The organism is Nonomuraea sp. NPDC050227 (assembly GCF_044459705.1).
In the GTDB taxonomy this organism is placed as follows: Bacteria; Actinomycetota; Actinomycetes; order Streptosporangiales; family Streptosporangiaceae; genus Nonomuraea.
Genome location: NZ_JBITJF010000002.1, coordinates 770,572 through 783,180 on the forward strand (window position 1 = coordinate 770,572; position 12,609 = coordinate 783,180).

Annotated in this window: 12 protein-coding genes; 8 read left to right on the forward strand and 4 right to left on the reverse strand. The window is 74.9% G+C overall.

The window, feature by feature from the left end; all coding sequences use genetic code 11:
* Positions 1 to 64 precede the first annotated feature (64 nt).
* Positions 65 to 1,045 (forward strand): helix-turn-helix domain-containing protein, encoded by a 981-nt coding sequence (locus ACIBK9_RS10850; RefSeq protein ID WP_397157016.1) that lies wholly within the window; start codon positions 65 to 67, stop codon positions 1,043 to 1,045.
* Here the strand turns inward: ACIBK9_RS10850 and ACIBK9_RS10855 are convergent.
* Complete coding sequence (locus tag ACIBK9_RS10855) at positions 1,018 to 1,455, reverse strand: cupin domain-containing protein (RefSeq protein WP_397157018.1); 438 nt, start codon at positions 1,453 to 1,455, stop codon at positions 1,018 to 1,020. The two genes, ACIBK9_RS10850 and ACIBK9_RS10855, sit on opposite strands and share 28 nt — an antisense overlap.
* 107 nt (positions 1,456 to 1,562) lie before the next feature.
* Between ACIBK9_RS10855 and ACIBK9_RS10860 the strand changes: the two genes are divergently transcribed.
* On the forward strand, positions 1,563 to 4,835 hold the full coding sequence (locus ACIBK9_RS10860) for a BTAD domain-containing putative transcriptional regulator (protein WP_397157019.1): 3,273 nt from the start codon (positions 1,563 to 1,565) through the stop codon (positions 4,833 to 4,835).
* 81 nt (positions 4,836 to 4,916) lie between these two features.
* Here the strand turns inward: ACIBK9_RS10860 and ACIBK9_RS10865 are convergent, their stop codons facing one another.
* Positions 4,917 to 6,179: a serine hydrolase domain-containing protein gene (locus ACIBK9_RS10865; protein WP_397157020.1), complete on the reverse strand. Its 1,263-nt coding sequence runs from the start codon at positions 6,177 to 6,179 to the stop codon at positions 4,917 to 4,919.
* Positions 6,180 to 6,331: 152 nt separating this feature from the next.
* Between ACIBK9_RS10865 and ACIBK9_RS10870 the strand changes: the two genes are divergently transcribed.
* From ACIBK9_RS10870 to ACIBK9_RS10885, 4 genes are all read left to right on the forward strand, one after another.
* Positions 6,332 to 6,676 carry a VOC family protein gene (locus tag ACIBK9_RS10870; RefSeq protein WP_397157021.1) on the forward strand — a complete coding sequence of 115 codons (345 nt, stop codon included), beginning with the start codon at positions 6,332 to 6,334 and terminating at the stop codon, positions 6,674 to 6,676.
* Between the two features lie 18 nt (positions 6,677 to 6,694).
* Positions 6,695 to 7,573: a helix-turn-helix domain-containing protein gene (locus ACIBK9_RS10875; RefSeq protein WP_397157023.1), complete on the forward strand. Its 879-nt coding sequence runs from the start codon at positions 6,695 to 6,697 to the stop codon at positions 7,571 to 7,573.
* Positions 7,574 to 7,633: 60 nt separating this feature from the next.
* Positions 7,634 to 8,071, forward strand: coding sequence for an SRPBCC family protein (locus ACIBK9_RS10880; RefSeq protein WP_397157025.1), 438 nt, complete (start codon positions 7,634 to 7,636; stop codon positions 8,069 to 8,071).
* Between the two features lie 78 nt (positions 8,072 to 8,149).
* A complete protein-coding gene (locus tag ACIBK9_RS10885; protein ID WP_352356660.1) occupies positions 8,150 to 8,506 on the forward strand; it encodes a PRC-barrel domain containing protein in 357 nt (118 codons plus the stop codon).
* Between the two features lie 94 nt (positions 8,507 to 8,600).
* Here ACIBK9_RS10885 and ACIBK9_RS10890 read toward each other — a convergent pair whose 3' ends face one another.
* Positions 8,601 to 9,449, reverse strand: coding sequence for a helix-turn-helix transcriptional regulator (locus ACIBK9_RS10890; RefSeq protein ID WP_397157027.1), 849 nt, complete (start codon positions 9,447 to 9,449; stop codon positions 8,601 to 8,603).
* Positions 9,450 to 9,553: 104 nt separating this feature from the next.
* Here ACIBK9_RS10890 and ACIBK9_RS10895 point away from each other — a divergent pair, with 104 nt between their 5' ends.
* On the forward strand, positions 9,554 to 11,035 hold the full coding sequence (locus ACIBK9_RS10895; protein ID WP_397157029.1) for an MFS transporter: 1,482 nt from the start codon (positions 9,554 to 9,556) through the stop codon (positions 11,033 to 11,035).
* 11 nt (positions 11,036 to 11,046) lie between these two features.
* Here the strand turns inward: ACIBK9_RS10895 and ACIBK9_RS10900 are convergent, their stop codons facing one another.
* Positions 11,047 to 11,808, reverse strand: coding sequence for an alpha/beta fold hydrolase (locus tag ACIBK9_RS10900; protein WP_397157031.1), 762 nt, complete (start codon positions 11,806 to 11,808; stop codon positions 11,047 to 11,049).
* Positions 11,809 to 11,953: 145 nt separating this feature from the next.
* On the opposite strand from ACIBK9_RS10900, the gene ACIBK9_RS10905 reads away from it, so the two are divergent.
* A complete protein-coding gene (locus ACIBK9_RS10905) occupies positions 11,954 to 12,607 on the forward strand; it encodes a class I SAM-dependent DNA methyltransferase (protein ID WP_397157033.1) in 654 nt (217 codons plus the stop codon).
* Positions 12,608 to 12,609: the final 2 nt, after the last annotated feature.

Below are 12,609 nucleotides of genomic sequence, written 5' to 3' on the forward strand. Positions count from 1 at the left end.
TCCTGGCGGTCCACCGCGTCACCGCACGAGCGTCCGGAACGACATGATGCGTACAATTCCGGACGTGACCACAGTCGCGGTAGCCGTCGCCGACGGGATCCTGCACTTCGAGCTGGCCCTGGCCTACGAGCTGTTCAGCTCACCCCCGCCCGTCCCCGTCGAACGCTGGTACGAGCCGGTCATCTGCGGAGCCGGTCCCGTACGGGCCGACGGGCGGTTCCTGCTCGAACCCGACGCCGGGCTGGACCGGCTCGTCGGGGCCGACACGGTGATCGTCCCCGGCTGGGCAGAGATGGACGAGGAGCCGCCGGCCGACCTCGTCGCGGCCGTGCGCGCGGCGCACGAGGCGGGCGCGCGGGTCGCCTCGCTGTGCACGGGCGCGTTCGTCCTGGCCGCGGCCGGCCTGCTGGACGGACGGCGGGCCACCACCCACTGGGCCCACACCGAGACGCTGGCCGCCCGCCATCCCCGGATCCAGGTCGATCCCGACGTGCTCTACGTGGACGAGGGCAGCGTGCTCACGGCCGCGGGCAAGGCCGCCGCCCTGGACCTGTGCCTGCATCTGGTCCGCCGCGACCACGGCTCGGCGGTCGCCAACGCGATCGCGCGCCGCCTGGTCGTGGCGCCGCACCGGCCCGGCGGCCAGGCCCAGTTCGTCGCCACCCCCGTCCCCGAGCCGCACGGGCATCCCCTCAGCGACCTGCTCGCCTGGGCGGGCCGGCACCTGGACCAGCCCCTGACGGTGGAGGACCTGGCCCGCCGGGCGAACCTGAGCTCGCGCCACCTCGGCCGCCACTTCAGGTCCATGACCGGCACCACCCCGTTGCAGTGGCTGCTCACCCAGCGCATCCGCCGCGCCCAGGAGCTCCTGGAGACCACCGACGACGGCGTGGACGCAATCGCCGAGGCCACCGGCATGGGCACCGCGGCCACGCTGCGCCGGCACTTCAACCGCACGGTCGGCGTGCCTCCGGACGCCTACCGGCGCACCTTCCGCGCCCGCGGGGCGACGCCCGCTCAGCGGCCGGCGGGGTGGAAGTCGTAGGGCTTGGAGTCGTACACGTAGTAGACGCAGTCGGCGCCCGCGGCGCACTTGCCCCAGTGCTCGGCCTTCGACGGGTAGTACAGGTAGTCGCCCGCGCCGATCCGGTACGTCTTGTGGCCCTTGACGTTCCACAACATCACGCCGGAGACGCCGACGACGTGCTCGGGGCTGGTGTGCCAGTGCGGCGGGAAGGGCGTGCCGGCCTTGAGGGTGAACACGGCCTCCGAGGGGCCGGTCTTCGGGTCGCCCTTCAGCTGCACGAACGTGCAGCCCTTCAGTCCCTCGCAGGGTGATCCGGCCTCCTTGTGCGAGTGGTGGACGACCTTGCCGGGGCCCGAGTCGGCGTACGCGCTCGGGGCGCCGAGCACCATGAGCGCCAGCGAACCGGCCGTGATCATTTTCTTGAGCATCTCGATCTCCAAGTGGACTGCGGTCCGAATATGTCCGGCAACGTATCGGACTGCGGTCCGGTTAGTCAAGGGCGCACGACCCGCCGCCGCGTGCCAGACTCCTGGCCATGGCGGACTCGACCAGGCCGGACGGCGACGGCGGACAGCTGCGCGTGGGCGTCCTCGGCCCTCTGTCGCTGGTGACCGCCGGTGGCCCGGCGCGGGTCGGCGGCGCGCGGCTGCGGGCGCTGCTGGCCAGGCTGGCCCTGGACGCCGGTCGGGCCGTCCGGCCCGAGACCCTGGCCGAGGCGTTGTGGGACGACGCGCCGCCGGAGGCCCCCATGCACGCGCTGCAGTCGCTGGTCTCCCGGCTCCGGCGCGTACTCGGGCATCCCGGGCTGCTCACCTCCGGCCCCGCCGGGTACCGGCTGGCCGTCGAGCCGGACTCCGTCGACGCCGTGCGGTTCGAGCGGCTGGTCAGGCAGGGGCGGGCGGCCGCTCGGGACCGGCCCGCCGAGGCGGCCGCCGTCCTGCGGGAGGCCCTGGGCCTGTGGCGCGGACCGGCCCTGGCCGACGTGCGGACGGCGCCGTTCGCCGCCGCCGAGGCCGACCGGCTCGAACGCGCCCGGCTGGCCGCCCTGGAGGACCGCATCGAGGCCGACCTGACGCTGGGCGCTGACCCGAGGCTGGGCGGTGACCTCGGCCTGGTCGCTGAGCTGGAATCGCTGGCCGCCGCCCACCCGCTGCGCGAGCGCCTGCACGCCCAGCTCATCCGGGCGCTCGCCCGCGACGGGCGCGGGGCCGAGGCGCTGGCCGCCTACCAGCGCATCCGCGCCCGGCTCGCCGACGACTTCGGCGGCGACCCGGGACCGCACCTCCAGCAAGCCCACCTGGCGGTCCTGCGCGGCGACCTTCCCGGCCCCCGCCAGGCGGCCGGTCCCCCCGTGCCATCCGGGCCGCATGGGCCGTCCAGGCCGTTGCCGTCGAGCCGGTCGCATGGCAATCTCGACGTCCCGCTCACCAGCTTCGTGGGCCGCGACGAGGACGTGCGGCGGGTGACCGGCCTGCTCGGCCGGGCACGGCTGGTCACCCTGGTCGGCCCCGGCGGGGCGGGCAAGACCCGGCTGGCCGGCGCGGTCGGCCGGCGGCTCACGCCGTCCGGCGGGGTGTGGTTCGTGCCGCTGGCCGCGGTGGGGCCCGACGACGTCCCCCGCGTGCTGCTCGATCTGCTCCGGACGCGCAAGGAGGGCGCGCCCGCGCGGGCCGAGCCGGACGACCTGGTCGAGCTCCTCGCGGACGACGACCTGGTCCTGGTGCTGGACAACTGCGAGCACGTGATCGAGGCCGCCGCCACGCTGTGCGGGACGCTGCTCGGCCGCTGCCCGCGGCTGCGGGTGCTGGCCACCAGCCGCGAAGCCCTGCGCATCGACGGCGAGACCCTGCACCCGGTGACGCCGCTGGACCTGCCAGAACCGGGCTCGACGCCGGAGGCGGCACGGTCCGTGGCGGCGGTCCGGCTGTTCCGCGACCGCGCCGCCGCCGTACGGCCCGGCTTCGTCCTGGAGGGCGGCGCGCTGGCGGCGACGGTCGAGATCTGCCGTCGCCTCGACGGCCTGCCGCTGGCGATCGAGCTGGCCGCCGCCCGGCTGCGCGTCCTGCCGGTCGAGGCCGTCGCGGCCCGGCTGGACGACCGGTTCCGGCTGCTCACCGCCGGCAGCCGGACGGCGCTGCCGCGCCACCGCACCCTGGCCGCCGCCGTCGCCTGGAGCTGGGACCTGCTCGACCCCGGCGAACGGTCCCTGCTGGAACGGCTGTCCGTCGTGCGCGGCAGCTTCACCGAAGCCGCCGCGGCCGCCATCGGTGGCTCGGAGGCCGCGGTGGCCATCGGCGGGCCGGGCGACGTGCCGGAGTTGCTGGCGGCGCTGGTCGACAAGTCCCTGCTGCACCTGGTGGACTCCGCCGACCCGGCCGAGCCGCGCTACCGCCTGCTGGAGACCATCCGCGAGTACGGCCTGCAGCGCCTGGCCGAACGCGCCGAGGTCGCCGCCACGCGCGACCGGCACGCCCGGTTCTTCCTGCGGCTGGCCGAGGCCGCCGACCCCCGCCTGCGCACAGCGGACCAGCTCCGCCCGCTGGCCCGCCTGTCGGCGGAACGGGACGACCTGTCGGCCGCGATCCGCTGGACGGTCGAGTCCGGGGACGCCGGACGGGCCGTGCGGTTCGGCGTCGCGCTGAGCTGGTACTGGTTCCTGCGGGACTTCCCGCCGGAGTCGCTCGACCTGCTCGGCCGGGTGCTCCAGGCCGACGGCCCGGCCGACCCGCGATCCCGCGCCCTGGTCGCGGCCGCCCACGCGATCGCCACCGTCGAGGCCGCCGGGCCGGAGGAGACCGACGCCGCCTTCGACCGGATCAGGACGGCCCTGGCCCAGCTCGTCCCGGGCACGCATCCCATAGTCGAGATGGCCCGCCTGGCGGTCGGCATAGCCGCGAAGGGCGACCACGCCGTACCGGCCGAGGGGACGGATCCGTGGAGCCGGTCGCTGGCGTTGCTGGTCAGCGGCGTGCTGGCCATGAACACCGGCCACCTCGCCGAGGCCGAGGACACGCTGGCCCGCGCGCTGGCCGGGTTCGAGCAGCTCGGCGAGCGGTGGGGACAGGGCATGACGCTGAGCGCCCTCGGCTCGGCGCTGGTCCGGTCCGGCGCGGCGGCCGCCGCGCCCGCCCTGGCCGAGCGCGCCACTCGGTGCTTCCGCGAGCTCGGCATGCCCGAGCACACCATGGAGAACGAGGTGGCCGCCGCGCTGCACCGGGCGGAGTCCGGCGACGTGGACGGCGGCCGGCGGGACCTGACCGGCCTGCTCGACCGGGCCGGACGCAGCGGGTCGGCCGAGTCGAGCACCCAGGCGCGCCTGGGGCTGGCCCGGCTGGAGCTGGCCGCCGGGCGGGCGGCGGCGGCCCGCGAGCACGCCCTGGCCGGTCTGGCCTGTGCCCCTCCCGATCGATCCACCACGCCGCCGCTGACCGCGCTGCTGCTGGGCGTACTGGCTCGGGCGGACCTCGCGGAGGGGTTCCCCGACCGCGCGGCCCGCCGGCTCGACCATCCGGCGGTGCGCCTGACGCTGACCTGGCACACGCCGGTCGCGGCCGCGACCGCGGTGGTGGCCGCCGCGATCGAGCTCGGCCGGGACCGGCCGGAACGGGCCGGCCGACTGCTCGGGGCCGCCACCGTCCTGGGCGGTTGGACCGGCCCCGGCGACCCCGACCTGCGGCGGCTCACCCGCCGGGCCGAGACCGCCCTGGGCCCCGCCACGTTCGCCGCCGCACACGCGGGCGGCGCGGCGATGTCACGAGCACAGGCCGAGAGCCTGGTGACAGCAGCCGTCACGACGCCGCCCAGCTAGCGCCGCCCAGCCGTCGCCGCCCGGTCAAGCACCGCTCAGCCGACGGCGCTCGGTCACCGCGCCGCCCGGTCAACGCGCCGTTCAGCCGGCGCCCGGCACCGGCTTGCCGAACATCGTGCAGGTCACCGCCGTCTGCAGCGCCTGGACGGCCTTGGCGAGCTTCGGGTCGGCCTCGAACTCGGCCCAGTACTCCGACGCGACGAGCACGGTGGCCGTGCGGCCGCCTGTCCGGTCGGTGAGGCCGGTGGTCAGGTAGCCCGGCATGCCGCCGTCGTGCCCCCAGAACGTGCCGCACGGATGGGCGGCGGTCTGGATGCCCAGCCCGTAGCCGGGCCCGTCCGGCTGCCGCGGGTCCATCGGGACGGTGGTGCGCAGCTGGGCGAGCTGGGCGGCGGGCAGCAGCCTGCCGGACATGAGCGCGGCGTGGAAGCGGGCCCAGTCGCGGGTGCTGGACACCACCGCCCCGGCCGGGCCGCCCCAGCCGGGGTCGTGGCCGGAGACGTCCACATGTCCGTCGTGGCGCGGCCCGGCGAGCCGCCGGAACGCGGCCGGCACCGCGGGCGGCTGGTGGGCGGCGTCCGGCTCGTAGCCGCGGGCGTACGGGCCGCGCCAGGCGGGCCCGGTCGCGTAGTAGGTATGAGCGAGGCCGAGCGGCCGGGCGATCCGGTCCCTGACCAGGCCGGCCAGGCTCGCCCCGGTGACCCGCTCCAGGACCGCGCCGACGGCGGCATAGCCGGTGTTGCTGTAGGACCACTTGGCGCCGGGCGCGAACAGCGGAGCGTGCTTCACCCCCAGGGCGAGCAGTTTCGCCGGGGTCCACCGCCGCCGGTCCTTGCCGAGCAGCGAGGGCCGGATCGCGGGGTCGTCGGTGTAGTCGTACAGGCCGCTGGTGTGGTTCAGCAGCATGCGCAGCGTGATCGCGCCGCCGCCGGGCACCTGGCCGGGCAGCCACTTGTCCACCGGGTCGGTCAGGGCGAGTCTGCCCTCGGCCACGAGTTGCAGCACCAGCACGGCGACCATGGTCTTGGTGTTGGACCCCATGCGGAACTCGTCGCCCGCCTTGAGCACGTGGTCGCGTCTGGTCCAGGCGGCCTGCTCGGCGATCTCGACGGGCCGGCCGCGGCCGTCGTCGACCCGGACGAGCACGCCGGGCGCCCCGGCCGCCACCACCTCCCGCGCCAGGCGCTGCAGCAGGGCGGGCGTCCCGTCCAGGGCCGGCCGGGACGTGGCGGCGGCCGGGAGCGCCGCGACCACGGCCAGGCCCACGGCCGGCACGGCGGCCGTGAGCGCGCGCCGCCACCGCGGCCGGGCAGCCCGCCGGGACGGGACATCACAGGGGTACATGAACCGGTTCCTCCTCCATCGGGTGACACCAACGCCCTCACCCTCCGGCCCCCCGCTCACAAACCGCACACATCCCGCTGTCAGCCCGCCGCCGCGACGATGAGTTCGCCCCACCGGCGGAGTCTTCACAGCGACGGGAAGGAGTGGTCCGAGTGGATCTGTACAGCGTGGTGTGCGTACGCGACCGGGCGGCGGCGCAGCAGTGGTACGAGGCGTTCTTCGGCCGCCCGGCGGACGAGGTCGTCGGCGAGGAGCACCTGTGGCAGGTCGGCGAGAACGCGTGGGTCGTCATCGACGACCGGCACATGCGGGCCGCGCGCGTCGGCGGCACCATGATCACGTTCGGCGTGTCCGGCCTCGACGACATCCTGGCCAGGCTGGCCGGGCACGGCATCGAGCACGGGCCCGTGGAGACGTACGGCAACGGCGTGCGTCACGTGGACGTCCTCGACCCGGACGGCAACAGCCTCTCGCTCGCCGAGGCCCCGCAGCAGTGATCCGGTTAGGCTCGGGACGTGTTCGACTCGCCCGACTTCGACCTGGCGCCCTACGCCGGCCTCGACACCTCGGCGTACGTGCGGCACACGTACAACAGCTGGGACGACGCGGGCTGGCGGTCGCTGCTGGTGCAGGGCTTCCGGCACGCGCCCGAGGCCGAGCACTTCGCCCTGCCCGCCGTGTCCGACCTGCATCTCGTGCTCTGCGTGGCGGGGAACGCCGACCTGCGGATGCACGCGGGCGGCAGGCCGGCCCGGCGGCGCTGGGTCCCGGGCCACCTGGAGCTCATGGTCCCCGGCCGGGCCAGGTCGATCAGCTACCGGGCGGCGGCCGGGCTGCGCACCGTCCAGGTGCACGTCCCCGCGGCGGCCGTCCGGCGGGCCGCCGACGCGCTGGGCGGTCGCGAGCCCGACCTGGAGGCGACCGCCGCGGCCCTGGCGGCCGGTGATCCGGTCGTCGAGCAGCTCCTGCGCGCGCTGCCGGGCCGCGCGGCGGCCGGCGACCTGTACGCCGAGTCCGCCGCCGCCTTCCTCGTGACGCACCTGCTGAGCCAGGGCGGGCCCGAGCGCCTGCCCGGCCCGGAGCACGCGGCCGTCCGGGCGGCTGTCGCCATCATGACCGAGCGCCTGGCCGAGCCGCTGACGCTGGCCGCCGTCGCGGCCGAGGTGCATCTGAGCGTGTACCACTTCGTCCGGGTGTTCCGGGAGGGCACCGGTCAGACGCCCCACCGGTACCTCACCCGGTTGCGCGTCGAGGAGGCGCGGCGGCTGCTGTCGTCCACCTCGCTCAGCGTCGAGCAGATCGCCGGGCGGTGCGGGTTCGCCGGTGCGGGCTCGTTGTCGTCGGCCTTCCTGCGGCAGACCGGCGTGCGGCCGTCGGCGTACCGCAAGAACTGACCGATCGACGGCAATCGTGCGCATGGCCTCCGGACGGGGCCGGTGCCTACGTTGGGGCTCATGCCGTACTCCTTCGCCGTGACCGCCCGCTCGCAGGCCGTCCCCGAGGCCGTCTTCGCGGCGCTCACGCACGCCGCCACCTGGCCGTCGTGGTCGCCGATCGACTCCGCCGACGTCGAGGGCGGCGATCCGGCGGCCCGGCAGCAGGTGGGCGACACCAGGGTCTTCCGCACCGGGCGCAACGTCTCGCGCGAGCGCGTCGTCGAGCTCGTCCCCGACCGGCGGTTCGTCTACGACAACCTGGGCGGTCCGTTCCGCTCCTACCGCGGGACGGTCGAGCTCGCGCCGGCCGCCGGCGGCGGCACCGACATCACCTGGTCCGCCGCCTTCGAGCCGAGGATGCCGCTCTCGGGTGGCTTCTGGCGGTGGTACCTGACCCGTTTCGTGCAGGGCATGGCCGACGGCCTCGCCGCGTACGCCGCCCGCGCGGCAAAGTGACCGCGCCCCGATGTTTGGCGCGGCTGACCCGGGAAGAGTGGGTGGGCAACGTTCTCTAGATCATCAGGAGGAAACCCCTTGTCTCAGGACATGTGGAGCTACGGTTCCGACGTCTACGGCGACAAGACTCTCGACGTGGTCGGCTTCGACGTCGAGGCCACCGACGGTTCGATCGGCTCGGTGGACGAGGCGAGCCACACCGTCGGCGACAGCTACCTGGTGGTCGACACCGGTCCGTGGATCTTCGGCAAGAAGGTCGTGCTGCCGGCCGGCACCGTCACGCGGATCGACCCGCAGGAGCGCAAGGTCCACCTCGCGCGGACCAAGCAGGAGATCAAGGACTCGCCGAAGTTCGACGAGGACGCCGTGTACAACGACGACGTCCACCGCAACGAGGTGGGCGCGTACTACAGCCGCTTCAACGGCACCGTCTGACGTAACCCGGGTACCCGCCGGGCGCGACGCGCGCCGCAGCAGCTGCCAAGGCCCCACAGCTCTGCGACCGGCGGGCCCCCGAGGGCCGGACGTCTCAGGATGTCCGGCCGCTCTGCTGGGTCAGGATGCGCAGGGCGTCGGCGGAGGACGGGTCGGCCGGGGTGTAGATCTCGACCCGGTGGTCGGGGCTGTCGGGTTGCAGCCAGACCTGGTAGTCGACGTCGACCGCGCCGACCGTGGGATGCCGCAGGCGCATCGTGCCCACCGTGCAGTCGGCGACCTCGCCCACCGCCCACAACGCCGCGAACTCCGCGCTGTGCATCGTCAGCTCCCCGATCAGCTCCGCCAGGCGGGCGTCCGAGGGGAAGCGGCCGGCGGTGAGCCGGAGGTAGGCGACATGGATGCGGGCTAGTTCGTCCCAGTTGCGGTGCAGGTCGCGGAAGAGCGGATCCAGGAAGAACATCCTCGGGACGGACGGGCGGTCCGCCGGATCCCACGGCGCCTCGAACGGCAGATGCTCCCCCATCAGCGCATGACCCGTACGGTTCCACGCGAGCACGTCCCCACGCCGGCCGAGCACGACCGCCGGCGTCGTGTCCTTCAGCGACTCCAGCAGCGCGAGCACCCGCGGATGAGGCTCCTCCACGGGCGGCCGGGACAACCGGGACCGGGCCGGTTGCCGGGCGAGATTGTGCAGGTGGACGGTCTCGATCCGGTCGAGCCGCAGCACCCGCGCCAGAGCGTCGAGCACCTGCTCCGAGGCGGTCTCCGCCTGCCCCTGCTCCAGACGCGTGTAGTACCCGGCGCTCACCCCCGCGAGCTGCGCCAGCTCCTCGCGCCGCAGCCCCGGGACCCGGCGGGCCGTCCCGAACGTGCGCAGCCCGATCGCGGCGGGCGTGACCCGGTCACGACGGCTCTTCAGAAACGCTCCGAGACTCTCCACGCCACCGAGCCTAGGCCGACCGGCGGGCCGCGTGGGTACACCTGCTGGGTGCACCCACGCCAGGGGGATGGTTGCCGGGCGCGTCCTGCCCGAGTGTCGGCGCCATGTATCGACAGCACACGCGCACTTCCCCGGGCCTGCGGGCCTGGCTCGGTCTCCTGGTGATCCTCGGGCCCGTCCTGCTGGTCTCCATGGACGGCTCGATCCTGTTCCTGGCGATGCCCCGGATCAGCCAGGCCCTCACGCCCACCGCGGGCCAGGCCCTGTGGATCCTCGACGTCTACGGCTTCGCCGTCGGCTCCCTGCTGATCGCGTTCGGCAACCTCGGCGACCGGTACGGGCGGCTGCGGCTGCTCATGACCGGCGCCGCGGTCTTCGGCGCCGGCTCCACGGCGGCGGCGTTCGCGCCCAGCGCCGAGCTGCTGATCGCGGCCCGCGCGCTGATGGGCGTGGCGGGCGCGACCCTGCTGCCGTCGGCGCTGGCCGTGCTGAGCGAGCTGTTCGCCGACCCGCGGCGCCGGGCGCAGGCCATCGGCGTGTTCGCCGCGGCGTTCGCGGCCGGGTTCGCCGCGGGGCCGATCGTGGGCGGCGTGCTGCTGGAACGGTTCTGGTGGGGATCGGTCTTCCTGGTCAACCTGCCCGTCCTCGCCCTGTTCCTGGTCTTCGCGCCGATCCTGCTGCGCGAGGTGCGGGCGACCCGCGCCGGGCGTGTGGACGTGCCCAGCGTCGTGACGTCCGCGGCCGGGCTGCTGCTCGCGATCTACGCGCTCAAGCACGCCGCCGCCGAAGGGCTGTCGGCCGTCCCGGTCGTCGCGGGGGCGGCCGGGGCGGGGCTGCTGGCGTGGTTCGTCCGCAGGCAGCGCGGCCTGGCGCAGCCGCTGATCGACTTCTCGCTGTTCCGCGACCGGGTGTTCACCGTGGCGATCGTCACCGGGCTGCTGCCGCTGGCGGCGTGGTCGGCGACGGCGTACCTGTCGGGCGTCTACCTCCAGTCCGTCCTCGGCCTGCCCGTGCTGGACGCGGCGCTGCTCGCGCTGCCCGGCGCGGTCGTGCTCACCGTCACCTGCGTCGTCACGCCGTTCGTGGTCGACCGCGTCGGCCGGCGGGCCGCGCTCGCCGTCTGCCACTTCTCCGTCGCGGCGGGGCTGCTGCTCCTGCTCCCGACGGCCGTCATGGGCGGTGCCGGCTGGTACGTCGCGTCCACGGTCGTCGCGGGCGTCGGGTACGGCATCTCGTTCAGCGTCGTCGCCGACACCGCGGTCGGGGCCGTACCGCCGGAGCGGGCCGGAGCGGCGGGGGCGCTGGCCGAGACGAGCAACGAGATCGGCAACGCCCTCGGGATCGCGCTGCTCGGCTCGCTCGCCGCCCTGGTCTTCCGGCTCCGTGGGCCGGACCTGGCCCCCACCCTGGACGAGACCCTCCAGCTGCCCGCCCTCGTGCCGGCGGCGGCCGCGCAGGCCGAGGCGGCGTTCGTCGCCGGGCTGCACGTGGCCGCGGCGGTGGCCGGGGTCCTGCACGTGGTGCTCGGCGTCGTCGCCCTGCTGCGGGCGCGGGTGCGGGACGCCCCGCGGCCGGTCGGCCCCTGAGGGGCGGCTCCTCAGCCGTCGGTCAGGAAGGCAAGGGCGTCGGGGGCGAATCTCCTGTCGGTGAAGGTGCCGCTGTGGCTGCGGCCGGGGTAGACGACGAGCTGGGCGTCGGGGATGCCCTCGACCGTCTGCCGGGCCAGGTCCAGGGGGTAGACCAGGTCGTCGCCGCCCTGGATCAGCAGGGTGGCCGCCTTGATCTCGGACAGCCGGCCGCGCAGGTCGAAGCCGTCCTCGGCGTTGAGCACGGTGACGGCGTCGGCGTGGTCGGCGCGCCCGCCGTCCGACAGCCACAGCAGGCCCCTGAGCAGGACGCGGCCGAGGGCCGACGCGGTGACGATCTCGGCCAGCGCGGGGCTCGGCCGCCTGCCCCGGCGGGCCCGTTCGATGTAGCCGCGCTGGGCCCGCCGGCCGGCCGGACCGAGGGTGCAGGCCGTGCCCGCCAGGACGAGCCGGTCGACCAGGCCGGGATGGTCGGCGGCCAGTTGCAGGGCGATGGATCCGCCGGTGGACAGGGCCAGGACGTTGACCGGTCCGTCGAACGTGGCCCTGATCGCCCGGGCGAAGATCGCGGCGAGGTCGGCCATCGTCGTGGTGGACGGCAGCCCGGGCGGGCGGTTGACGACGTACACGGTGAAGTCCCGGGTGAACGGCCGGACCAGCCGCATCGTGGACCAGCGCGTCATGCCCGTGGGCTTGGCCGCCTGCGGGGTGTAGATCAGGACGATCAGGGGCGGCCCTTCGCCGGCCGACAGGTACGGCAGGTCGTTCAGCATGGGGGATCCCTTCCGTGGCCGCGCCGGCCGACTGTATCCGTATGAACAGCTTGGATTTTTGTTCACAGCATACGCGAGCACGGGCGGCCCGTCGGGGCGTCGACGGCTCTGCGGCACCCGAGCCGATGGGCTACAGTCGTCCGCCATGGCCGACTCCTCCTACCTCACGGCGACGGCGCGCGCCTACGACGCCGTCGCCGACCTGTACGCCGACCTCGCCCGCGACTCGCTCGACCGCCTGCCGCTGGACCGCGCGCTGGTCGCGGCGTTCGCCGAACTCGTCCGGGCCGCCGGGCCCCGGCCCGTGGTCGAGGCCGGGTGCGGCCCCGGGTACATGACGGCCCACCTGCGTGACCTCGGCCTGGACGCGTTCGGCGTCGACCTGTCCCCCGCGCTGCTCGACATCGCCCGCAGGGACTACCCCGGCCTGCGTTTCGAACTCGGCTCGATGGACGCCCTCGACGTGGCCGACGGCGAGCTGGGCGGCCTGATCTCCTGGTATTCCATGATCCACGTGCCGCCGGCGGAGCTGCCGCCGTACCTCGCCGAGTTCCGCCGGGTGCTGGCCCCCGGCGGCCACTTCCTGGTCGGCTTCTTCGAGTCCGAGGGCGGGCCGGTCACGGAGTTCGACCACAAGGTCACGCCTGCCTACCGGTGGCCGATCGACGAACTGGCCGACCTGGCCCGCAAGGAGGGGTTCGTCGAGGTGGGCCGGATGCTGCGCGAGCCGCTGGAGGACGAACGCTTCCGCCGCGGCCACCTGCTGATGCGCGCCGCGTCCCCCGACGACGCACACTAGAC